The organism is Acinetobacter ihumii, from assembly GCF_900625095.1.
GTDB classification, from domain to species: domain Bacteria; phylum Pseudomonadota; class Gammaproteobacteria; order Pseudomonadales; family Moraxellaceae; genus Acinetobacter; species Acinetobacter ihumii.
On record NZ_LR130760.1, the window covers coordinates 1227359 to 1251122 of the forward strand.

Annotated in this window: 23 protein-coding genes; 11 read left to right on the forward strand and 12 right to left on the reverse strand. The window is 39.9% G+C overall.

The window, feature by feature from the left end; translation table 11 throughout:
- Positions 1-30 precede the first annotated feature (30 nt).
- On the reverse strand, positions 31-1377 hold the full coding sequence (locus E0D95_RS05735) for a dicarboxylate/amino acid:cation symporter (RefSeq protein ID WP_130802991.1): 1347 nt from the start codon (positions 1375-1377) through the stop codon (positions 31-33).
- 436 nt (positions 1378-1813) lie between these two features.
- Between E0D95_RS05735 and E0D95_RS05740 the strand changes: the two genes are divergently transcribed.
- The gene (locus E0D95_RS05740) at positions 1814-2824 is read left to right on the forward strand and encodes a glycosyl transferase family protein (protein ID WP_130802992.1); all 1011 of its coding nucleotides are present in this window, start codon (positions 1814-1816) and stop codon (positions 2822-2824) included.
- 23 nt (positions 2825-2847) lie between these two features.
- Here E0D95_RS05740 and E0D95_RS05745 read toward each other — a convergent pair whose 3' ends face one another.
- Both E0D95_RS05745 and E0D95_RS05750 read right to left on the reverse strand, forming a co-directional pair.
- Entirely contained in the window at positions 2848-3120 is a 273-nt protein-coding gene (locus E0D95_RS05745; protein ID WP_130802993.1) for a YeaC family protein, read from the reverse strand.
- Positions 3117-4037, reverse strand: a complete 921-nt coding sequence (locus tag E0D95_RS05750) for an NAD(+) kinase (RefSeq protein ID WP_130802994.1) — start codon at positions 4035-4037, stop codon at positions 3117-3119. The genes E0D95_RS05745 and E0D95_RS05750 overlap by 4 nt, the downstream gene beginning before the upstream one ends.
- A gap of 411 nt (positions 4038-4448) precedes the next feature.
- Here E0D95_RS05750 and mrcB point away from each other — a divergent pair, with 411 nt between their 5' ends.
- Together mrcB and E0D95_RS05760 are read left to right on the forward strand one after the other, a co-directional pair.
- Positions 4449-6845, forward strand: coding sequence for a penicillin-binding protein 1B (gene mrcB, locus E0D95_RS05755; protein WP_130802995.1), 2397 nt, complete (start codon positions 4449-4451; stop codon positions 6843-6845).
- A 37-nt stretch (positions 6846-6882) separates the two neighbouring features.
- Positions 6883-7437, forward strand: a complete 555-nt coding sequence (locus tag E0D95_RS05760) for a tetratricopeptide repeat protein (protein ID WP_213073698.1) — start codon at positions 6883-6885, stop codon at positions 7435-7437.
- 46 nt (positions 7438-7483) lie between these two features.
- Here E0D95_RS05760 and E0D95_RS05765 read toward each other — a convergent pair whose 3' ends face one another.
- Positions 7484-8380 (reverse strand): NUDIX domain-containing protein, encoded by an 897-nt coding sequence (locus E0D95_RS05765; protein WP_130802997.1) that lies wholly within the window; start codon positions 8378-8380, stop codon positions 7484-7486.
- A 138-nt stretch (positions 8381-8518) separates the two neighbouring features.
- On the opposite strand from E0D95_RS05765, the gene hemP reads away from it, so the two are divergent.
- On the forward strand, positions 8519-8689 hold the full coding sequence (gene hemP / locus E0D95_RS05770; RefSeq protein ID WP_130802998.1) for a hemin uptake protein HemP: 171 nt from the start codon (positions 8519-8521) through the stop codon (positions 8687-8689).
- A gap of 137 nt (positions 8690-8826) precedes the next feature.
- Here hemP and E0D95_RS05775 read toward each other — a convergent pair whose 3' ends face one another.
- The 4 genes from E0D95_RS05775 to E0D95_RS05790 all read right to left on the reverse strand — a co-directional run bounded on the left by E0D95_RS05775 (position 8827) and on the right by E0D95_RS05790 (position 13191).
- The gene (locus E0D95_RS05775; protein WP_130802999.1) at positions 8827-10191 is read right to left on the reverse strand and encodes an ATP-binding protein; all 1365 of its coding nucleotides are present in this window, start codon (positions 10189-10191) and stop codon (positions 8827-8829) included.
- 3 nt (positions 10192-10194) lie between these two features.
- The gene (locus E0D95_RS05780; RefSeq protein ID WP_130803000.1) at positions 10195-10851 is read right to left on the reverse strand and encodes a response regulator transcription factor; all 657 of its coding nucleotides are present in this window, start codon (positions 10849-10851) and stop codon (positions 10195-10197) included.
- A gap of 117 nt (positions 10852-10968) precedes the next feature.
- Positions 10969-11328 carry a NirD/YgiW/YdeI family stress tolerance protein gene (locus E0D95_RS05785; RefSeq protein ID WP_130803001.1) on the reverse strand — a complete coding sequence of 120 codons (360 nt, stop codon included), beginning with the start codon at positions 11326-11328 and terminating at the stop codon, positions 10969-10971.
- Positions 11329-11433: 105 nt separating this feature from the next.
- Positions 11434-13191 carry a type IV pilus assembly ATPase TfpB gene (locus E0D95_RS05790; RefSeq protein ID WP_130803002.1) on the reverse strand — a complete coding sequence of 586 codons (1758 nt, stop codon included), beginning with the start codon at positions 13189-13191 and terminating at the stop codon, positions 11434-11436.
- A 158-nt stretch (positions 13192-13349) separates the two neighbouring features.
- Here E0D95_RS05790 and E0D95_RS05795 point away from each other — a divergent pair, with 158 nt between their 5' ends.
- Positions 13350-14285 (forward strand): GGDEF domain-containing protein, encoded by a 936-nt coding sequence (locus E0D95_RS05795; RefSeq protein ID WP_130803003.1) that lies wholly within the window; start codon positions 13350-13352, stop codon positions 14283-14285.
- 38 nt (positions 14286-14323) lie between these two features.
- Here E0D95_RS05795 and tsaA read toward each other — a convergent pair whose 3' ends face one another.
- Complete coding sequence (tsaA, locus tag E0D95_RS05800) at positions 14324-15046, reverse strand: tRNA (N6-threonylcarbamoyladenosine(37)-N6)-methyltransferase TrmO (protein WP_130804842.1); 723 nt, start codon at positions 15044-15046, stop codon at positions 14324-14326.
- 104 nt (positions 15047-15150) lie between these two features.
- Here tsaA and E0D95_RS05805 point away from each other — a divergent pair, with 104 nt between their 5' ends.
- On the forward strand, positions 15151-15930 hold the full coding sequence (locus tag E0D95_RS05805; RefSeq protein WP_130803004.1) for a ferredoxin--NADP reductase: 780 nt from the start codon (positions 15151-15153) through the stop codon (positions 15928-15930).
- Positions 15931-15998: 68 nt separating this feature from the next.
- On the opposite strand, the gene E0D95_RS05810 is transcribed toward E0D95_RS05805, so the two are convergent.
- Positions 15999-16721 (reverse strand): GntR family transcriptional regulator, encoded by a 723-nt coding sequence (locus E0D95_RS05810; protein ID WP_130803005.1) that lies wholly within the window; start codon positions 16719-16721, stop codon positions 15999-16001.
- 351 nt (positions 16722-17072) lie between these two features.
- Here E0D95_RS05810 and E0D95_RS05815 point away from each other — a divergent pair, with 351 nt between their 5' ends.
- The 3 genes from E0D95_RS05815 to E0D95_RS05825 all read left to right on the forward strand — a co-directional run bounded on the left by E0D95_RS05815 (position 17073) and on the right by E0D95_RS05825 (position 20515).
- The gene (locus tag E0D95_RS05815) at positions 17073-18161 is read left to right on the forward strand and encodes a porin (protein ID WP_228258832.1); all 1089 of its coding nucleotides are present in this window, start codon (positions 17073-17075) and stop codon (positions 18159-18161) included.
- A 61-nt stretch (positions 18162-18222) separates the two neighbouring features.
- Positions 18223-19680, forward strand: a complete 1458-nt coding sequence (locus E0D95_RS05820) for an NCS1 family nucleobase:cation symporter-1 (RefSeq protein WP_130803006.1) — start codon at positions 18223-18225, stop codon at positions 19678-19680.
- Positions 19681-19816: 136 nt separating this feature from the next.
- Positions 19817-20515: an aspartate/glutamate racemase family protein gene (locus tag E0D95_RS05825; RefSeq protein WP_130803007.1), complete on the forward strand. Its 699-nt coding sequence runs from the start codon at positions 19817-19819 to the stop codon at positions 20513-20515.
- Positions 20516-20740: 225 nt separating this feature from the next.
- On the opposite strand, the gene E0D95_RS05835 is transcribed toward E0D95_RS05825, so the two are convergent.
- On the reverse strand, positions 20741-21559 hold the full coding sequence (locus E0D95_RS05835) for a DODA-type extradiol aromatic ring-opening family dioxygenase (RefSeq protein WP_130803008.1): 819 nt from the start codon (positions 21557-21559) through the stop codon (positions 20741-20743).
- Between the two features lie 188 nt (positions 21560-21747).
- Here E0D95_RS05835 and yegQ point away from each other — a divergent pair, with 188 nt between their 5' ends.
- Entirely contained in the window at positions 21748-23115 is a 1368-nt protein-coding gene (yegQ, locus tag E0D95_RS05840) for a prephenate-dependent tRNA uridine(34) hydroxylase TrhP (RefSeq protein WP_130803009.1), read from the forward strand.
- 2 nt (positions 23116-23117) lie between these two features.
- Complete coding sequence (locus E0D95_RS05845; RefSeq protein WP_130803010.1) at positions 23118-23372, forward strand: YfhL family 4Fe-4S dicluster ferredoxin; 255 nt, start codon at positions 23118-23120, stop codon at positions 23370-23372.
- Between the two features lie 183 nt (positions 23373-23555).
- Here E0D95_RS05845 and E0D95_RS05850 read toward each other — a convergent pair.
- Positions 23556-23764 (reverse strand): FAD-dependent oxidoreductase (locus E0D95_RS05850; protein ID WP_165443233.1); only part of this gene is annotated, 209 nt, incomplete at its 5' end.

Sequence of the window (23764 nt, forward strand, 5' to 3'; positions counted from 1 at the left end):
CATCTCTTTTTTATAGCAATTTAAATCGAGTTAAGCATGTGCCTGATTATTTTCCTCAAGCATTTTACGATCGACTTCTTCAGGATTATTCAATGCATCATTCAACTTTTGCATATCCAGCGCACCAACCCATTTCGCTACAACTATCGTTGCAACACTGTTACCCGTTAAGTTGGTTAAAGCACGAGCTTCAGACATAAAACGGTCAATACCTAAAATCAGTGCTAAGCCTGCCACAGGTATATGTCCAACTGCTGAAAGCGTAGCTGCCATCACAATAAAGCCCGAACCAGTCACACCGGCTGCGCCTTTAGAAGAGATCAGCAAAACCAACAATAAGGTAATCTGATGCTGAATATCCAGTTGCGTATTGGTCGCCTGCGCAATAAAAATAGCCGCCATGGTCAAGTAAATTGAAGTACCATCCAGATTAAATGAATAACCTGTCGGAATAACTAGACCCACGACTGATTTCTCACAACCCGCAATTTCAAGCTTTTTCAACATACGTGGTAGAACTGATTCTGAAGATGAAGTTCCCAATACAATCAGTAACTCCTCCCGAATCAGACGCAACATTTTGAAAATACTAAAACCTGCAATACGACTGATGGTTCCCAGTACAATAAAGATGAACAGCAAACAGGTCACATAGAAACAAATAATTAACTGCCCTAATTGCACCAGAGAACCAACACCATATTTACCAATGGTAAATGCCATTGCACCAAACGCACCAATTGGCGCAAGCTTCATGATCATATTTACAATGTTAAAGAACACATGCGAAATTTGATCAATCAATTTCAATACTGGTCGACCTGCATCACCTAATTTATGCAATGCAAAACCAAATAAAATGGCAAAGAGTAAAACCTGTAAGATTTCACCGTTTGCGAATGCTCCAACTACAGTTTCAGGAATGATATGCATCAAAAAATCGATGGTAGACTGAGACTGTCCAGATGAAACGTATTTTGCAATCCCTGCTGTATCTAGTGACGCTGGATCAACATTCATCCCTACACCTGGTTTGGCAATGTTAATCACCAAAAGACCCACGATAAGTGCGATTGTTGAAACAATTTCAAAGTAAAGTAGTGCAATACCACCTGTTTTTCCAACAGACTTCATGCTTTCCATACCCGCAATACCACTGACGACGGTACAGAAAATCACAGGGGCAATGATCATTTTGATCAAACGAATAAATGCATCGCCTAATGGTTTGAGTTGCTCACCTAATCCTGGGATATTCTCTTTTACACCATCTACAATTTGCGTTGTGCTTGGATAAAAATGTCCAACCAAAACACCTGCGATGATGGCAACGATCACTTGAAAATAAAGTGATTTATAAATCGGTTTTTTAGCCATAACTTTACGTCAACTAATATTTCTAAGCCCTTAGAAATATATCTATAAAAATGTCTATAAAGAGTTTACAGACAGCCCTTTAGTCCATTCGTCACACAAAGAAGAATGGAAAGAGTTTTTTGTAAAAAAACTCTCCTCGAAGTGAAAAACAAAAAGCTTTTCAAAAAAATTGCACGACACAAACTTCCACTTAAAAGCGAAGAGCTTATTAAAGTGCTGAAATAATTAGAATGGAGCGTTAACAAAAATTAAACAATCATAAAATGTGCAAAGTTTACTGCATATCCAGTTCCATCTGGTCATTTAAGCTTCCATTTGAACAATTACTAATCAATAATAGTCTAGACATTAGTCTAATATGCTTTAGATTGATCTTTTCATTTTATTTTTATGTCATAGTTCTAACATTCATTTATTTAAGAAATGTTGATCACACATGAATACTAAGAAAAATCTGTATAAAAATAGTGAACATCCTTTTGCTCAATATGTACGCATATTAGGTAAAGGTAAAACAGGTTCACGTTCGCTCACGCATGATGAAGCCTATACAGCCTTTTCAATGATTTTAAAAGGTGAAGTTCTTGACGTACAATTGGGTGCATTTTTAATGCTCTTGCGGGTTAAAGAAGAATCTGTTGAAGAGCTTACAGGTTTTGTTCGTGCCACTAAGGATCAACTTAATTTTCAACCCTTAAACGTCGATCTGGACTGGTCATCCTATGCGGGTAAACGTAAACATTATCCATGGTTTTTATTGGCTGCATTAACTTTGGCAAAACAGGGTTATATTATTGTCATGCATGGCGCAGCAGGACATACCATCAATCGGGTGTATACTGAACAAGTTTTAGAATATTTAGATTATCCAATTTGTCAGTCCGAACAAGATGTTCATCAACAATTACAGCAACAACATTTTGCCTATTTACCACTTGAAGCAATTTCACCCGTCTTAAATGACATGATCGCGTTACGCAATGTCATGGGCTTACGTTCACCAGTACATACTTTGGCACGGCTGATTAATCCATTTAACGCCAAAGCGACTTTACAGGCCATCTTTCATCCTGCTTATCGCACATCACATCAACAAGCGGCTTATCAACTTGGATATCAAAATAGTGCGGTTATTAAAGGCGAAGGTGGAGAGTTCGAACGCAATCCTGATGCAAAAACGCTCATTTGCGGCATTCAAAATGGTGAATTGTATGAGCATGAGTTACTGAAGCTAACGCCGGAACGCAGTCCTACTGAAGAAGAACTGGATTTAGCTGAATTTAAAAAAGTATGGCTAGGACAGCAGACGCACGAATATGGTGAAATGGCCATCATTGAAACCATGGGAATTGCACTTTATACCATGGGTGTGGTCAATCAGTATGATGATGCCATGAAAAAAGCAAAAGCACTTTGGAATACTCGATTCGACAAAGTGCTTGAGTGAGAGTTGCTCACAACCCATGAGGTTTAAATAAAGCGAATTGGTTTAAATTCAGCATCATGTTGCGGTTCATGTGAATCACACTCCTCGCCTTCTTGTTTTTTACCTTTGTCGATATAACCTGTACGTTCTTTTGCTGGAACATGTTGATGCTCCCATGCAATGACTGCCTGCATACAGATTTGACGTTGCTCTTGTGTGAGAGCAACCCCATTAGGCCATTTACCAATTTCGACTGCGGTTTTTAAACGCTCTACAATATCTGGGTCTAAAACAGCCAGCATTTGTTCAATGTTCATACATCATCCTGCTGTTGGAAAGAGTCAAAGTCCTGATTCCAGCCAAGCTTTGTACGGCAAGCCATATAAAAGTCATAACCGGGTGGATGTAATAAGTTTAACTTAAATGGATGTTTTCGGATATGTACCGTATCACCGACATTCAAAGAAATACTATTTTGCCCATCTGCACTGACCATAGGTAAAACACGATTTTCCCGAATATTCAATTTAATTTCACTGTGTCCACTGACCACTATGGGGCGTGAAGATAATGTATGTGGATGCATCGGAACAAGAGCAATGGCATCCATACCCGGATGTAAAATTGGACCACCACCAGATAATGCATAAGCAGTTGAACCTGTCGGTGTCGATACAATCAAGCCATCACTGTGCTGACGGTAAACGTATTGGCCATCAATATTGAGTTCAAAATCGATCATATGGACAGATCGACCCGAATGTAAAACCACATCATTGAGTGCAATCGCATCATAAATGGTTTGACCTTTAGAGCGAACTTCCATTTCCAGTAAAAAACGGCGATCTAATTGAAAATGGCCTTGTAATACCTTATCCAGCTTAAAGATCACTTCGGAAGGCGTAATATCAGTCAAAAAACCCAAACGTCCGCGGTTGACCCCAATTACTGGCGTATTATGCCGAACCAGTGCACGAGCCGCATGTAGCAAAGAGCCATCTCCACCCACCACGATCACCAAGTCAACCACTTCACCCAGTAAACTACGACTTACACTTTGGGTATTGCTCTGGGAAACCAGCTTGGCCGTTTCCTGATCAAATACTGGATGCAGACCTAAATGCAATAGATGGTCATGAATAAGACTTAAAGTTTCAATAACTGATGATTTATCAGGACGACCAATAAGGCCAATATTACGAAAAGATTTAGCTGAAATATGTGCAGACTGCATTGGATGCCTATAAGTTAAAACCAGTATAGGATTGGTCTGTGAACCATCGCTTATCTTTGATCAAGTTTGATCAATGCATTTTTACGGATTTTAAATAACCGTTATCGCAACATTGAGGACTTTTAACAGTTGCCTATTGCAAATCAGTTAAACCCCAGAATCACAGTGCATATTAAAATCATAACCAGTGGCATGGTTTTAATCAGCTTAATATAACACACAAATTCTAAAATCGTGTCGAATCAATTTGAACGAGTAGGCTTGAAAAAATTGAAGATTATCAAAACAGTGAATTCAATATGGTTAAATGCCTAAATTCAGTTTTTTCATCTTGTTCACAGATTTAGCATTGCAAAATATATAAAAGCTATCGCATGATTAGCACACTTTGTTGGCTTTTATGACAGATTTATGAAGTTTGAACGTGGCATAGGCTTTTTTGCGCTTATTTTTTCAGTGATTGTGATTGGCGGTTTTCTTGCGCTCAGTATTTATTTGGTTCGATTAGATAATATCATTCGCGATAAATTTGAAGGTCAGCGTTGGGACATTCCTGCAAAAGTGTTTGCGCGGCCATTAGAACTTTATACCAATGCACCGGTAACGCAGTCAGACTTTAGTAATGAACTGGGCTTGTTGGGTTATAAAAGTGCGCAAAACTATACCAAGTCGGGAAGCTATGTCACTCAAGGCAACACCGTTTATGTGCATACCCGTGGTTTTGATTTTGGTGACAGCACTGAGCCTGAGCAAGTTTTACAAGTCAGCTTTGCCAATGATCAAATTGCTGATATTCGTGCCACTAAGCCTTCGTCTACTGGCATTGCCCGACTTGAACCGTTATTAATTGGCGGAATTTATCCCCAACACAATGAAGATCGTGTGCTGATTAAACTGGATAAAGTGCCAAAAACACTCATCGAAGCTTTAGTTGCGACCGAAGACCGTAATTTTTATAAGCATCATGGGATTTCAGTGCGCGGTACGGCTCGCGCTTTGGTCAGTAATGTTACGGGTGGTAAACGTCAAGGGGGGTCAACCCTGACTCAACAATTGGTCAAAAACTTTTATCTCAGTCCTGAACGCACCTTAAAGCGTAAGGTCAATGAAGCCTTAATGGCGATGTTACTGGAGTTGCATTACAGTAAAGATGAAATTCTGGAAGCGTATTTAAATGAAGTCAATCTTGGACAAAATGGCAGTTATTCCATTAATGGTTACGGTTTAGCGTCACAGTTCTACTTTGGTTTACCACTACGTGAATTAAATATTGCTCAACAGGCTTACTTGGTGGGTTTAGTACAAGGCCCTTCTCTTTATAATCCATGGCGTAATCCTGAAGGGGCTTTAAAACGTCGTAATATCGTGTTGAATAATATGCTGGTGATGGGTTATTTAACGCAGGATGAGTATGAACGAGAAACTGCTCGTCCATTAGGAATTGTCTCCAAGCCAAGTTTAGGGCCAGCTAAATTCCCTGATTTTCTGGATATTGTCCGTCGTCAACTCCGTTCTGAATATCAGGAAAATGATTTAACCAATCAGGGCTTGCGTATTTTTACGACACTTGATCCGATTGCTCAGACACGCATCCAGAATTCATTTAAAGCCACAGTTGAACAGTTGGCTAAACGTAATCCAGCACGTTTGAAGGATTTACAGGGTGCTGTGCTAGTTTCACATCCAGAAAATGGGGAGCTGATCGCAGCGGTAGGCTCGACTCAAGATTTCACAGGATTTAACCGTGCTGTTGATGCCAAACGTCAAGTTGGTTCCTTACTTAAGCCTGTCATTTATTTAAGTGCAATTGAATCAGGTCGCTATACATGGGCCAGTCAAATTCAGGATTCCGCAGTTAATATTCCTATTGGCGGTGACAAAAGCTGGACTCCGAAAAACTATAGTGGCGGTGAACATGGTGTTGTGACATTGCAACAAGCTTTGGCAAACTCATATAACCTTTCTGCGGTACGTTTAGGACAAGAATTTGGATTATCGTCTTTTAGTAATCATTTGAAGAAATTTGGCGTAACTTCAGATATTCCAAATTATCCTTCGGCATTTTTAGGTGCAGTCAATATGTCGCCGATGGAAATGCTCAGTATCTATGGCAACTTTGCAACAGGCGGCTTTAAATACCCGACTCGCGCTATTCGTTCAGTCGTGGATGCCAATGGTCATGTATTAGAGCGTTTCGGTTTGAATGTTCAACAAACCATTGATCCCTCAGCCGCTTACATTTTGAATTACGGCTTGCAACAGGTCATGCGTTCTGGGACAGGGAAAGCAGCCTATAGTAGCTTGTCCTCAGATTTATATCTGGCCGGTAAATCCGGAACCACCAACGATACACGTGATTCATGGTTCGCAGGTTATTCAGGTAATCATCTGGCAGTGGTATGGCTCGGTCTGGATGACAACAAAGTTACGGGGTTAACTGGTTCTTCAGGTGCCTTACCTGTATGGACCAATGTCATGAAACAAGTACGTCAGCAGCCCGTGAATTTACGTCAACCTGATGAAGTTCAATGGCAATGGATTGATTCTGCTACAGGTAATTTATCCGCTCAGGGTTGCGAAGGCGCCATGTATATCCCAATGTTGCGGCATAATGTTCCCCGTCAGGCAACATTGTGTGGATTGCCTCATTATCAGGTTGAACCGACTTACAATTCCGATACGGAAAATGCTGATACAAATCCACCATCAAACGATAGCATCGACAACTACATTCGCGACAGTGAAGATCAAATGCAAAATGATCTATCTAATCATCGTGTAATTTCAAGCGGTAGCTATTCAAATTAATGATATGAATGAATTGGTAAGAAGAGATTTTAGACCTATGTGGAAGCAAAGTTTTTTAGCATTAACCATGGTTGCTTTTGTGGGATGTTCGACATTGCCGATGCAGGAAGAGCAGAAGAAAGCACCACAAAAGCCAAGCGAGCCTGCTAAAAAGACTGTTGAAACACCAGACGGTGTCAAAATCACGCCGTATGAACAGGATGAAATTAAACGTAAATCCATGCGTGTGGTAGTGCCTGAGCAAAAAGCCAAACAACAGTTTAATGACGGAAGAACTCTGCCTGCCTTTAAAAATCTGATTCAACAGACTCAATCGGCCTATACTCAGAAAAAATGGGATGATGCAGAGCGCTTTGCCTTACAAGCACAACGTTTAGCACCTCAGGCGGCTGAAACTTTTATGTATCTGGCTTTAATTGCCAATCAGAAAGGACAATACAGTTCAGCTGAATCTTTAGCCCGTCGTGGTTTAAGTTATGCTCAATCTGATCCCATGAAAAAACAGCTTTGGCAAGCCATTTTAGTAGCAGCTCAAAAGCAAAATCGTGCTCAAACAGTGCAACAAGCTCAACAGGCCTTAAAGTCTCTTTAAGACCTGTTAACGATAACTCGATTTTATCTTTTATATTCGCATTCATTTAAAAATGACGAATCCCTGCAATGCCATAAGCACCCGACTGCTGCGCTTTAATCAAATCATCAGGATGCAAACCGCCCAGTGCAAAAATCAGTAGATTGCTGGATGTGCTCCATTCTGACAATGTCTGCCAGCCTAAGGCTTTCGTGTCTGGATGGGTTTGGGTCGTCTGAATTGGACTAATAAACGCGGCATCACAGCCGACATGCTCGGCATGCTGTAACGCAACACGATCATGACATGCTACGATATAACGCTTTCCAGTGTTTAAATCCCCTTTTTTCAATTGCATTAATTGATGCTGCTTTAGATGCAGGGTTTTAATCATGATTTTTAAAGTGTTGGGTAGTTGTTGAAAATGCTCAACATTTAAAATGAGCTTGGCTAAAACACTTGGCGAATATTGAAGTAAATCTTGCGCTTGAAACTGTTCTGTATCAACCCGCCAGTACAATAAAGAGTCGTGTGCTAAATTCAAGGCATGCACATGAGAACCAACTTTAATAAAATGCGGCCAGACTAAACGTTGAATAATCGCCTCATTGGCTTTAGGAAAATTAAGTTGAGTGAGTTGATCACGACTGTACCATGTCCATGGTGGCTGAATTAAACCTAATAAATTTTCAGGAACATAGGTATAAAACAAATGAAGATTTACAATAACATCATCATATTCATGCTGAATAAGATCAAATGGATACCATTGTTTTAATCCAATCCCGACTTCTTCATAAATCTCACGACGACATGCATCTTCTGGACTTTCGCCCTGCTCCACTTTACCACCAGGAAATTCATATTTATTACCCTGATGCTGTTTTGCTTCACGCCAGCCGACGAGCACTTTTCCATGATAAAAAAGTAATCCAATCGCAATATCTATAATGGGTTTCGGCATAAATTTTCAGTCTTTTTCAATTTTACCCAAGTGTAAGCAAATTTTATTTTTTATAAAATGCTGTTTTTTTGATTGACAGGTCTATTCGATAATGATTATCATTTAATTCGTTAGCTAAAACACCACGGAGCACAACAAATGAACGCACCTTTTAACCTATTTACCCGTAGCAACGAAACAACACAATCTTTACCCATGTTGCATTCAAACAATCTATTTGCCTTAGGCCGTGAAATTCGCATCATGCATGCAGGTGAAGAATACCGCTTACGTTTAACTCGTAATAACCGCTTAATTTTGACTAAATAATTAAAATAATCGTTTAAAATAACAACACTCGTGGACAATGTAACTCAATCAACAGTATGGTGAAAATCATACTGTTTTTCTTTGTTTAGCCTTGATGTTATCAACTGGATATGGGTCTTTGAACGGACAGATTGAACTCATATAGAGAAAGATTCAGCTAGCTCAAATCTAATTTCAGCGTTCAAGCCGCCTTGCTTAGAACGACTAAAATTTAACTCTGCTTGATGCAAATCTATAATTTTTTTAGTAATTGAGAGTCCTAGACCAGAGCCTTGCTGTCCTGTTCCCAAACCCCGAAAGAACCGTTGTCCAAGCCTTTGCAAGACTTCATCATCAACACCATCTCCACTATCCATGATGCTCAGTTGAATGTAATGTTGATGGTTGTATTTGAGATTGTCCAGTTGAATCTGAACTTGCCCAAATTCAGGGGAATAACGAATAGCATTGTCCAGTAAATTGCGGATACAACTAAAGATTAACTCTCGATTTGCAAAGATGTGCGTATTGGTTGCATTGAATGATTGAAGCACCGCAATATGTTTACTGTGTGCAAATAAAGACAAGCTATCAATAACCTCAATCACAACCTCATCAAGTGCCAAACGAGACTTGGTTAGCTCTTGTTCATGTGTCGGATCTAGCCGAGCCAATAACAGCAAATTTTCCAGTACAAGCGTACTTCGTTTTACATCAGTTTGTATCTGACTTAAATCCTGACTCAATTCAGGTAAATCTCGATATTTCCGCTGAATCAGTTGTAAGCGCATTTGTATGGCAGACAACGGTGAGCGCAACTCATGCGAAGCATCCGCGGTAAATGATTGCTCTGCTTGCAGTGCCCGATTCAATCGCTGCAACAGTTGATTTAAAGAATCAATCACAGGTTCAATTTCTAATAACATCTTTTGTTTCGAAATTGGCTGTAAATCTTGAGGAGATTTGCTGGTTATCGAGTGGGATAATTGCCGTAGTACGGCTAAATCACGTCGGATTCCCCATCGAACCAGTCCACATTGCAAGCACCATAAAACGATCAGCACGATCAAATACCAAATCAGGCTTTGCCAAATTTCATCAAAACGTGCAGATAAAGGTTGGACAACAATCGTTTTTAAATGTGCTTCAGTTTTACTTTGTTCATACACGCGCCATAGCTTTCCCTGCCTCCAGAGCAATGAAAATTCAGGCTGCACGTATTGCTCAAACAAAACCGTGTCAAATGCTTTTGAGTGAGTGAGCAATTGATTGTTCCAGTACAATGCATATTGCAAGTCAAACTCATCACTGAGTTCATCCAATTGCTGCCCAGAAGGCAAATGTTGATCAGACAATAACAACATATCGGAGACTTCATCCATGATTTCATCTTGTACGGTCATGTTGTGATAGCAACTTAAAAATACCAGCAATACAAATGCAATGGCTGCTGCGATAACGCCACTCCACAATGTCGTTCTGAGTAATTTTGACTGTAAAGATGTGGATGTAGGGTGAGACATGTGCTATTCGCCCATTTTATAACCAAGACCACGTAGCGTTTTAATCGTCGGCGCGCCTATTTTTTTACGTAGTTGGTAAATGTAAACTTCAATGGCATTACTTTCGATTTCATCTCCCCACGCATAGAGTGATTCTTCCAGTTGCTCACGTGTCACAATTCGTTCAGGATATTGCATCAGTTTATATAAAATTTGAAATTCTCTTGCAGTCAAATCAATGTTTTTCCCATTGAGTTGAACCGACTTGGCTTGACTGTCCAGTTGCAGTTGTTTCCACTCAAACATATAAGTATTTTGCTTTTGTTGTATCCTGAGTTGAGCCCGAATCCGTGCAGATAATTCTTCCAGACTAAAAGGTTTAATCAGATAGTCATTCGCGCCCAAATCCAGTCCTTTCACACGGTCATCAATGCTATCTTTTGCGGTAATGAAAATAACAGGCGTATTCTGTTGATGCTGACGCAAACTTGTTAAAACATCATCTCCCGTCGATTTAGGCAAACCACGATCCAGTAAAATACAATCATATCGATGTTGTTCTATGGCGGCGATTGCGTAGTCGCCTCGTTCCACCCAATCGACACTATAACCGTCCATTTCTAGCCATGATTTGATACTTTCGGCTTGGGAGCGATCATCTTCTGCAATTAATATACGCATGGGCTAACTCAAGTGTTTAATGATCAGTCAATTTTCTATTTTCACTATAATGTAAAAAAACCGCAGATCCAAAATCAGACATGCGGTTTCTGCAACAAAATGGGTTAACTTAGGGCGTTAAAATTGAACACGATCTACATCAATTTCAACACGTTTGGTCGGTAAACGGTCAACATCCACTTCACCGATCAATGTCACTGTAGTGGTCGGTGAAATTGGACGTCCTTGCCAAAGCTCATCATCAATATCAACAGTCATGGTCCCTGTAGCATCACGGAATTGGTACTTTTCATCACCTAAAGATTTTACCACCTGACCTTTAAGCATCACTGGACTATCATCTTTCATGCTCAAGGCTTGTTTAACACTACTGACACTCGTCGGTGCTAAAGCAGCCTGATTCACTGGCGTTTGAGCCGTAGCATAAGCCGTCGTTGTTAAAGCAGCTACCACTAAAACATTGCGTACCATTTTCATATAAATTACCTCATCTGTGCCTGTGTATGGGCTTTGTTTATTCGATAGAGATAAATTAAACAAATAAGATGAGGTGAATCTTAAGACTGTAAATTCAGGCCAACCTTAGCTTAGAGGCACGACTCTTAACACTTCTTCAAGCGTTGTCACACCTTCAATCACTTTACGTGCACCCGCAATGCGTAACGGTTCGACACCCTCTTTTTTGGTTTGAGCGCGTAGTTCATTTAAACTCGCATGAGCACTAATCAAATGTTTAACATCCGTGCTCACAGGCATAAACTCATAAATTCCAACCCGACCTTTGTAACCTGTATTACGACAAGCTTCGCATCCTACTGCACGATAAACTTTTTCAGGCATTTCCATAATGTAATCAAAAGTCAGATGTTCCCATTCCTGTTCATTAATCTGAGTTTCCTGCTTACAATGTGGACAAAGCCGTCGTACTAATCGTTGTGCTAGTACACCTAAAATAGTCGCAGCCGTTAGAAATGGCTGAACCCCCAAATCATGCAAACGCGTCAAACTCGATGGCGCATCGTTGGTATGTAAAGTGGAAAGAACCAAATGACCAGTTAATGCGGCTTGTATCGCCATATTGGCAGTATCCTGATCACGGACTTCTCCCACCATAATAATATCTGGATCCTGACGCATTAAAGCGCGAACTCCATCAGCGAAGCCAAGCTCAATGGCAGGATTGACCTGCATTTGGTTAAAACTCGGCTCAAGCATTTCAATTGGGTCTTCAATGGTACAGACATTGACTTGTTCAGTCGCCAGTTGCTTGAGTGAGGAATAAAGTGTCGTGGTTTTACCTGAGCCTGTTGGACCTGTGACCAAAATAATGCCATGACTATGCTGAGTCAGGCTATTCCAGTCATGGAGTAAACGCCCTTCGAACCCCAACTGCTGAAAACTGCGCACCAAAACTTCAGGATCAAAAATACGCATCACCATTTTTTCACCAAAGGCAGTTGGCAATGTCGAAAGCCGCATTTCCGTTTCCTGACCTTTTGGTGTACGTGTTTTTAATCGTCCGTCCTGTGGTTTGCGTTTTTCTGCAACATTGAGCCGACCCAAAATTTTAATACGCGCGATTACCGCAGTTAAAGTATTGGCAGGCATGTTATAAATGGTATGCAACACGCCATCAATACGAAAACGCACCTTACCCGTGTCTTTGCGGGGTTCAAGATGAATGTCACTCGCACCTTGTTCAAAAGCAAATTGTAATATCCAGTCAACCAGTTTCACGATGTGTTGATCATTGGCATCGGGTGTTTGCGTATCACCGAGTTGTAAAAGTGCTTCTACCCCTTTATTTTCCCGATCATAACTACCCGAATTTTGCGATGAATTGACTGCGCGACTGACCTGATAATATTCCACCAGATAGCGGTGTAATTGCTCAGGATTTAAAATCACCCGTTCAATTTTCTTGGGACTTAAACTCCGTTCGAGATTCACCAACCAATCAGTCATAAACGGCTGATCTGTTCCTATGAGGATCGAATCTGCTGTCACCTCAACCGCCAAGATTTTATTACGCAAAGCGAATTCTTGTGACATGACTGACGTTAATTTACCCACATCCGCTTTTAAGGGATCAATCACATAAAATGTTAGCCCTGATTTTTCAGCCAGCCACTGACTTAAACGCGTTGCATTTAAAACCTTATCGGTTGATTGTTGATCTTTTAGATTAAATTGAGCAATCCATTGAATGGGATGCCATTTTAGTTGCTGTTTTTGTCGATGTGTGGTCTGAATCAATAATTTATCGCGCTCTGTGATGCGCCCGTCTTTTAATAATTGTTCTAAACACCAAATCGTATCGATTTCAAAATTAAACTTCATTGTTATACCCCAAACACTCTGCACAATATAACAGAGTTCATTTGTAATGTATTTTTTAGTCAACTCAATGCGCCTATAAAACAGGGATAGGCAGCGCAGAAAAATTGTTTTAAAGTGACATAAAAATCACCAAGAATGTCAGCGTTATAGGCGGAGAAATGAGTTCTATCGCATTTAAAAATTTTCATGAAGCAGGACAAGCCGTATTGCGGTTTTTGCAACAAAAGTTTGGTTTCGATCTATGGATGATCACGCGCGTCGAAGGCAATGACTGGATTGTCTTGCAATCAGAAGATCAAGGTTATGATGTCAAACCCGGTCGGGTGTTTAACTGGGCAGATTCATTTTGCTCACACATGGTCTTGGGCCATGCACCACGTATTGCCCCGCGTTCTGAAGATATTCCTTTATATGCTTCTGCACCTATTGCTCAACAAGTCAATATTAAAGCCTATATTGGACAGCCTTTGCTCAAGGAAGATGGCAGCCTTTTTGGAACCTTATGTGCAATTGACCCAGAGCCAAAATCTGAACAAATTATTGAAGATGGTGGACTCGTTGAATTATTTGGTCATTTACTGAGCCATATTTTACAACGTGAAATCCGTGAAAATGAACAAATTCGTTTGCATGAACGTTTACAAAATGAGGCTGTTATGGATGCCATGACTGGCGTTTATAATCGTCGTGGCTGGAACCAATTTATTTGTACAGAGGAAGAACGCTGTAAAATTTACGGTCATCCTGCTGCCATTTTAATGATTGATCTTAACGGTTTAAAAGCAATTAATGACCAGCAAGGACATGCCGAGGGTGATCGGTTTATTGAACAGGCAGCCCTGATTTTAAAACGCGCCTTGCGTCAGGAAGACTTGCTGGCACGGTTGGGTGGCGACGAATTTGGGATTCTGATATTAAGTCACGACCATGACAGTCTTGAGCAGCTTAAACAACGTTTAATTGAACATCTGGCTGATGCACAAATCAGTGCAGCAATTGGCTATGCCATACGTCATCCAAGTTACGGACTCGAACATGCGTGCAAACATGCGGATGAGCAAATGTACATTCACAAACGCCAATGCAAAATTTAATTAATATGAATGAATTAGATCATCAAGATTAAACTCAATTAAGCTTCTACTTGCACAATTTCTAACACGTCAACAGCTTGTTCCGTCACAGTAAAGCTGACATCAAACTGAGCGAATTTCATCTTATAAATTCGTTCTGCGTCTTCCTGATAGGCAGGACGAGGGTCGAGTGATAAAACCTGTTCCAATTCATTGATGAATTGTTCACTCATTTTCTTCTGCTGTTGTAATACTTGTTGCTGATGCTTTGCCAAAGCCGTCCAAATGACAGATTTTCTAAGTGGTTCAAGTTGCGCATAACCACTCTCTGCATTTTCAACTGCATCAGAATATTGAATATAGGGCTTAATATCCAATATAGGGGTTCCGTTCAGTAAATCACTTCCCATGACATAAATACGCAGTGATTTTCCAACTTTCTCAATCGATTTAAATTGCACCACAGATAAACCAATGGGTGCTGGTCGATACATACTACGTGTCGCAAATACCCCTATTTTTTTATTTCCCCCCAAACGTGGTGGTCGGACTTGTGGGCGAAATTTTTCAGTATTTTGTTGATTTTTATTTTCATGGAACTGCCAGATCAACCACAGATGACTAAACTCCTCAATCCCTTCAAATGCCAAAGGGTCATTATACGGTTCATACATTTCAATATAAGACTCAATCTGCACCAGATTGGGCTGGCGCGGAATGCCAAACTTTTCACGATATGGTGAATGCATGCTGCCGATGATAGGCAAATTTACAGAAGTCATCATCACTTTTTCTTATAAACACAATTAAATATATTCAGTTTATCGAGAATGATTTTAGATTAGAATAGCAATCTGTTTTCTTTTGATCGTGATTGAGACCTTTAATGGCTGCTTTTAACGTTGAACGCATCACCCATGTTCACCACTGGAATGACACTCTTTTTAGTTTTAAAACCACACGCGATACAGCACTACGTTTTAAAAATGGTCAGTTCGTCATGATCGGGCTTGAGGTCAATGGCAAACCATTAATGCGTGCCTACTCAATTGCCAGTGCCAACTACGAAGAAGAACTTGAGTTTTTCTCAATCAAGGTTCAGGACGGCCCATTAACCTCTATTTTACAAAAGGTACAAGTTGGTGATGAAATTCTGATTTCTAAAAAACCGACAGGTACTTTGGTACATGATGATATTAATCCGGGTAAAAATCTCTATTTCCTTTCATCAGGTACAGGTCTTGCTCCTTTCCTATCTTTAATTCGTGACCCTGAAACTTACGAAAAATTTGAAAAAGTTATTTTAGTTCATGGTACACGCTGGATTAGTGAATTGGCATATCAAGATTTGATCTTGACCGAATTGCCAAATAACGAATGGTTCGAAGAATTAGACATCAAAAATAAATTGATCTATTACCCAACTGTAACACGTGAACCTTTTGAAAATGAAGGTCGCGTAACGACTGCTATTGAAACTGGCGCATTATTCGAAAAAATTGGTTTACCGCCATTTAACCCTGAAACTGACCGTGCGATGTTATGTGGTAGCCCACATTTCTTAACCGATGTCGCCGCACTTTTAGACAAAGCTGGTTTGAAAGAATCGCCACGTATGGGCGTTCTAGGTGATTATGTGATTGAGCGTGCTTTCGTCGAGAAATAATCTGCCGGCATCACAATAAAAACCGAGAAAATTTTCTCGGTTTTTTTAGGTCTTATGATTGAGGTTAATTACTTTGAAAGTTTCTTATTCTGAAAAATGTCCATTAAATTAGGTGCTCTCGTTTGGGGTTGATCATCCAGAAAGCTACGTGCATATTCACCCAGATGTGCTTCCATTAATTGAATCGCTTTGTGTTCATCTCCGTGCTCAATCGCATCCAAAATTGCATGATGTTCTTCAACTGAACAATGATTCGGTTTGGTTTCGTACATGCCGATTAATAACGAAGTTCTGGCAATTAAAGTCTGTAAATAGCCAGTCACAATGGGATTATGATTGGCTTCACATAGACAAATATGAAAATCACCAGAAAGCTTAATCCACTCTTTAAGATTACCTGCACTACGCACATTTTCTTCTTTTTTAATTAAAGCTCTCAATTCGGATAAATCGAGCTGCTGATGTTTACGCGCTAATTTTTTAACGGTTCCAATTTCAAGCATACTGCGCGCTTCAAAAATCGCTTCCGTTTCCTGAAAATCATGTTCGGGAACCACTGCACCACGGTTGGGCTGAATTTCAATGACCCGATCATGGGCAAGTTTGACAAATACACGGCGTAATACGCCACGCGTTACTCCAAAAGCTTCACATAATGGTGCTTCAACCAAACGAGTCCCCGGCCCGATTTGCCGATTCATAATGGCATCTACAATGGCATTATATATATGCTGATCCGTCTCTTCATTACTGGACATATTATTGCTTTTTTCTGGTGCAGATAATGACATGAGTTCCTCATAAAGGGCAAAAATACAGATATGCTCGACCATACAATAGAAAAAAATATATTCTATTTGATATACAGTTTAACAAGTTGTTCACAATTTTTATATATTCGATACAACTTTAATTATTTCAAATTTTATTTTATAAAAATATAAAATTAAATAATTTCAAAATCTTAAATTAAAAATCATATTTTCTATCTCATTTCGTACATTCGACTTTTTAAATTTTCAATCCATTTTCAAAAGTTGGTTCAAATTTTGCTTAATTAAAATTGTGCACAATTTTATTTTATTTAGTAAACAATTTTATTGAATTGTGAAAACAATTCTCGACATCTTGGGGTAATAACAATGTTTGATCTAAAAAAACTGGTGATGTTAATCAGCATGACAGGTTTAACTTTACATACGCATGCAGCAATTCGTCTCGCATCGGATGATGTCAATCTACAACTCAGTGGTGTGATTGATACAGGTATCGCCTCTGTCAGCAACGTAAAGGAAGGTAAAAAAACCAAGACAACGGGTGTTGATAGTATTTTGGGTGTATCCAATCTTGGTTTCAGCGGGGATTATCAAATTGATGAGGACTATCAGGCATTCTTTAAATTACAAGCTGGATTTAATCCTTCAAAAGGCGAACAAAGTAAAGACGGTGAATTGTTTGATCGCAATGCTTATATCGGTATGCAAACGCCTTATGGCGCCTTCAGTATTGGTAAACAGTGGACGTTTAACGACGATTGGCTGGTCGGTTCTGTATTTAAAGGCGGTTATAACTCGGGTGCCATCTTCAAATTTTCTGAATTTGATGCAGTCAGTGAAATCTACTCAAATCTCGTAAAATACACGTCACCTGAACTCAATGGCTGGCAATTTGGTGCAATTTATGGACTAAAAGATGACTCCAGTAAAAATACACACGGTCAGATCTTTTCAGGTGCGTTCAAATATCATACCAACCAATGGATGATCGGTGGAGCTTATGAAGACCACGAAGCTCAAGACAATGATCACCATTACCAGCTTTCAACACTAGCATCACGCTATCAATTTTCAAAACTATCCACGCGTTTAGGCATGGCTTATGCAGATATTGATGGTCCGGGTCAATACGCAGCAATTGCAAGTCATTCCGCTAAACAAAAAGCTTGGGCAACTGAAGTCGGTGTGGATTATTTGTTTACCCCCAAACTGACTGTATCAGGCGACATTATTTATAAAGAAAATACGACCTTTGATCATCATGCAACAGTGTATCGAGCTTTAGCGATCTATCAAATTCGAAAACCCCTAAGCCTGCTTGCCAATATTGCCTATCTCAAAAATTCAGATGGCTCAAGTGAAAGTCTGGTCAATACAGACTCTGATCTGGCAGGTGGTGGCTATGTCAATCAGGATCAACTTTCCACCGCTGTGGGTATCCGACTGACCTTTTAATTCTAGTACCCATGCCATTTGTATGACGACCCTATGACCAAATAAAAAGTGAGTGACTAACATGCAACACGAATCTGAAGCATTGATCAAACCCAGCTATGATCCCAAATTAACCAACTCTGACCTCGCACCACTGAAAAAGCAAACGTGGTCTTCGTATAACATCTTTGCCTTTTGGATGTCTGATGTCCACAGTGTCGGTGGCTATGTCACGGCAGGAAGTTTATTTGCACTTGGGCTCAATAGCTGGCAAGTACTGGTTTCACTGTTAATTGGCATTGTGATTGTACAATTTTTTGCCAATATGATTGCCAAACCCAGCCAAAAAACCAGCACCCCTTTTCCCGTGATTTGTCGTGCAACTTTTGGGGTTTTTGGCGCAAACATACCTGCTGTGATTCGCGGGCTGATCGCAGTTGCATGGTATGGCATTCAAACTTATCTGGCTTCTAGCGCATTCATCATTATCATTTTAAAGTTTTGGCCAGAAATGTCAGCTTATGCCGATGTCAACCAACATTCATTTTTAGGCTTGTCGTATCTGGGTTGGGTCGGTTTCATGCTGCTGTGGGTACTGCAAGCAGTGGTGTTCTGGTCAGGGATGAACAGTATTCGCAAGTTTATTGACTGGGCTGGTCCTGCGGTTTATGTGGTGATGTTTACTATGGCAGCTTGGTTAGTTTATGAAGCAGGCTGGAACAATATCGATATGAATCTAGGTGGAATCAAATACGATGGCTGGGAAGTTGTACCTGTCATGATTGGTGCAATTGCATTGGTAGTTTCTTACTTTTCTGGACCTGTTTTAAATTTTGGTGATTTCTCGCGTTATGGTAAAAGCTTTGAAGCGGTTAAATTAGGGAACTTTTTAGGTTTACCTGTCAACTTTTTAGCATTCTCAGTATTAACAGTGGTGTGCATCGCTGCAACATTACCGATCTATGGCAAACTCATTACAGATCCTGTCGAAATGGTCGGCCAGTTAAATAATACTTTTGTGGTGGTTCTTGGCTGCTTAACCCTGATGATTGCAACTGTTGGCATTAATATTGTCGCAAACTTTGTATCTCCTGCATTTGATTTTTCCAACGTTGCACCGAATAAAATCAGTTGGCGTACTGGCGGCATGATTGCTGCGGTTGGCTCAATCTTCATTACCCCCTGGAATCTATTTAATAATCCAGAAGTCATTCATTACACCATTGATGTTTTAGGTGCTTTGATTGGGCCATTATTTGGTATTTTAATCGCAGATTACTACATCGTTAAAAAGCAAAAAATTGTGGTTGATGATCTGTATAGCGTAAATCCTCATGGTGAATACTGGTATCACAATGGTTACAACCCTAAGGCAATAGCAGCCCTCATTCCTGCCGCAATTATTCCAATTTTATGTGTACTCATTCCACAGTTACATGCACTGGCAAATTTCTCTTGGTTTATTGGGATGTTTGCAGGATTGGTGATTTATAGCCTGCTGTGCTTGAAACAGAGTGTCAAAATTAGATCCCTGATTTAAAAAATCGGTTTGATTACAACCCTATAGCTTTAAGACTTCTACATACATCATTAAAAGGCCTGTAGAAGTCTGATTAAATTTTTCAGTTTCTGAAAAATATATTTGAATTTTATTTTCAATATCAAGGTTATACTTTATGCGAATCCAAGTCATCAATCCCAACACTTGCATTGAAATGACGCATTCGATTGGTGAAAGTGCCCGAAAAGTTGCTGCCTCAACCACCGAAATTATTGCGATTTCACCAGATCATGGAGTGCCTTCTATTGAAGGACATTATGATGAAGCTATTTCAGCTTTAGGAACATTGCAGTTGATTAAACAAGGTCGTGAAAATCAGGTCGATGGTCATATTATTGCCTGTTTTGGTGATCCTGCTTTACATGCTGCGCGCGAAGTTGCAGATGCGCCTGTCATTGGTATTGCAGAAGCCGCTTTTCATGTCGCCACATTGGTCGCAACCAAATTTTCAATTGTGACTACATTAAGTCGCACACGAATTATTGCGGAGCATTTACTACATGAATATGGTTTTGCACACAAATGTTCAAATATTCATTGTATTGATTTACCTGTACTTGAACTAGAAAGCAACACTGAAGAAACCTATCAAAAACTTCTTCAACATTGTTTATTGGCCAAACAGCAAGACAATATTGGTGCCATCGTACTTGGTTGTGGCGGCATGGCAAAACTCGCTGAACGAGTTGCTCAAGCAATTGAAATTCCAGTCATTGATGGAGTTACTGCTGCGGTCAAATTGCTTGAAGGGTTGCATGGTCTTGGTCTTAAAACCAGCAAATGGGGCGACTATAATTATCCCATTCGCAAATAATTTAACTCTTAAAGTTAATAATTATTTATTTTAGATCAATATCTTAAAAATTAATTTATTCATAGGGCATTATCAATATTATCTACACTGTCCAATATTGAATAAACACCCAAATTCTTCACGAGAATTTGGGTTCATCATGTGATCTATAATCAAATTAATTTATCTTACTGATACTTATCCAAGTTAGTTTCTGGACCATCACAAACCACCGCTTGGGCTTTATCAAAGCTCACCAAAAGCAAAATTGGAAACCGATAAACCACCCATAAATTGAGCTTCCTGATAATTACGTGTAGCAGCCTCATTCTCTGCCGCACCCACTGCCACCATCAATGGAAGTAAGTGTTCCTCACGTGGATGTGCTATACGCGCTGCTGGGGCAAGTTCCCATTGATTCAATAACTCATTACGTGTATCACCCTGATGTTCAACCACTGTTTCAAATAACCATTGGTCAAATGCGCGTGAAGGTTCAGCCGCATGTGCATTGAACATACGCAAATTGTGATAGCTGAGTCCACTGGCCACGATCAATACATTTTCATCACGCAGTTGTGCCAAAGCACGACCCATTTCGATATGTTGTTGTGGATTAAGCCCTTTTTTCAAAGATAACTGTACCACTGGAATATCCGCAGCAGGATTGATCACTTGCATAGGCGAAAACATGCCATGGTCATAACCACGCTGTGCATCTGTCGCCACTGCAATATTGGCTTGTTCAAGTAATGCGACAACACGTTCAGCCAGTTCAGGTGAACCCGATGATTCATAACGCACTTGATAAGTATGTGCAGGAAAACCACCATAATCATAAATCATGTCAGGTTTTACTGTCGATTGTACGGTAAAGATAGGTGCTTCCCAATGCGCTGAAATCATTAAAATTGCTTTGGGACGTACTGTTAGTGAACTGAGCAGACTGCCCAGTGATTGTGCCAGATTAGCATATACCGTATTTAAATAATCAGGCATCCACGGCCATGGTCCACCGCCATGCGAAATAAAAAATACAGGCTGTCGATGATTGAATGTCGTCATGGAAATCCCCTCAAAATTTGCTTACTTCATGATCATTATTTAATAGAATTACAGATGCAACAACAATCATCAAAATAGAACAACCAGATGCATTTTTAGAACGATAAATCCTGACCAAAATGCTGGGTTGAGCCAAAAGCCGACAAAATTTAAAATAATCACTTATATTTATTATGCCTTTTATTGCCATGAAAACTGAGTTGCTCTCTCCTGCTGGATCATTAAAAAATATGCGTTATGCCTTTGCCTATGGTGCAGATGCAGTATATGCAGGTCAACCACGTTATAGCTTACGCGTACGAAATAATGAGTTTGATCATGACAACTTAGCCATTGGAATTGCTGAAGCACATGCCTTAGGCAAAAAATTTTACGTCGTTGTTAATATTCAGCCACATAACAGTAAACTCAAAAATTTTATCAACGATCTGCAACCGATTATCAAAATGCAGCCTGATGCACTGATCATGTCAGATGCAGGTTTAATCATGCTGGTACGTGAACACTTTCCAGAGATGCCCATTCATTTATCGGTACAAGCCAATGCCATTAACTGGGCCACAGTCAAATTCTGGAAAGATTATGGCTTAACCCGTGTCATTCTTTCTCGCGAACTTTCGATTGAAGAAATTGCGGAAATACAAAAGCATGTACCAGATATCGAACTTGAAGTGTTTGTACATGGCGCATTATGTATGGCGTATTCAGGTCGTTGTCTCCTATCTGGCTATATGAATAAACGTGATGCCAATCAGGGAGCATGTACCAATGCCTGTCGCTGGGAATATAAGATTCATGAAGCTATTGAAAATGAAACCGGAGATATCATTCCCACCCAGAAACTTGTCCACACAGAAAAATGTTGCAAGCCGCAACGTCCTCAAACATCACTGTTACCACCTGTTTTAGTTCAACGCAATGACGAAGAAATGTTCGCTGCTGAAGAAGATGAACACGGCACCTATTTTATGAACTCTAAAGATTTACGTGCAGTACAGCATATAGAACGTTTAAGTCAGATGGGCATTCACTCCTTAAAAATTGAAGGGCGTACAAAATCCTATTTTTATTGCGCACGAACTGCTCAGATATATCGCAAAGCCATTGATGATGCCGTAGCAGGCAAACCTTTTGACGCGAGTTTAATGAAACTCCTTGAAGGTTTAGCAAACCGTGGCTACACCGAAGGCTTCTTACGTCGTCACGTACATAGTGATTATCAAAATTATGCCGATGGATCATCACATTTTGATTATCAACAGTTTTGCGGCGAAGTTTTGGGTCGCAATGGTGACTATATAAAAATTGATGTTAAAAACCGTTTTGATGTCGGTGATGCTTTAGAACTGATGACACCGCAGGGAAATATCAGCTTTATTTTGACTGAAATTCTGGACAGCAAAGGCCGTCAAATTGACAGTGCCAAAGGCTCAGGTCATTTGGTTGAAATTCCATTAGATTCCAGCATAAATATCAAATATGCCCTTTTAGTCAGAAACTTACCACATGCCACTCAGCAAATTTCATCTGCTGCGTTGGCATATGCTGCGGAGTAATCATGGCTTTATTGATTACATCTGAATGCATTAATTGCGATATGTGTCTGCCCGAATGTCCCAACACCGCAATTTTTGAAGGAAAAAAGTTCTATGAAATTGATGCCAATCGCTGTACAGAATGCGTCGGGTTTTATCCTGAACCGACTTGTGTTGCAGTGTGTCCGATTAATTGCATTATTCCAGACCCTGCTCATCCTGAAGAGCAAACACAGTTGCTGGAAAAGTTTCAACAACTCAATATAATTTCGAATTGATTGAAAAAATTAAAAAAAGGAACTTGACTGTTAGAGGATCAAGTTCCTAAAAAGTAAATCTAAATTTAAAAACTCTTAAATTTGAAAGCGCTTAAATCTCAACACTTTTCTATTTAAAAGCTTATAAACTTAAAAGCAAAGCAGTCGAAACTGCTTTGCTTTTGCGAGTAAATAAAAGAACGATCAACTATTCCGAATAATATAATCAAATGCGGAAAGCGATGCTTTCGCTCCTTCACCTGTAGCGATGATGATTTGCTTATAAGGCACAGTGGTACAGTCACCCGCTGCAAATACCCCTGCAACATTGGTTTCATTACGCTCATTGATGATAATCTCACCACGTGGGCTTAACTCCACCGAACCTTTTAAGAAATCGGTGTTCGGTAATA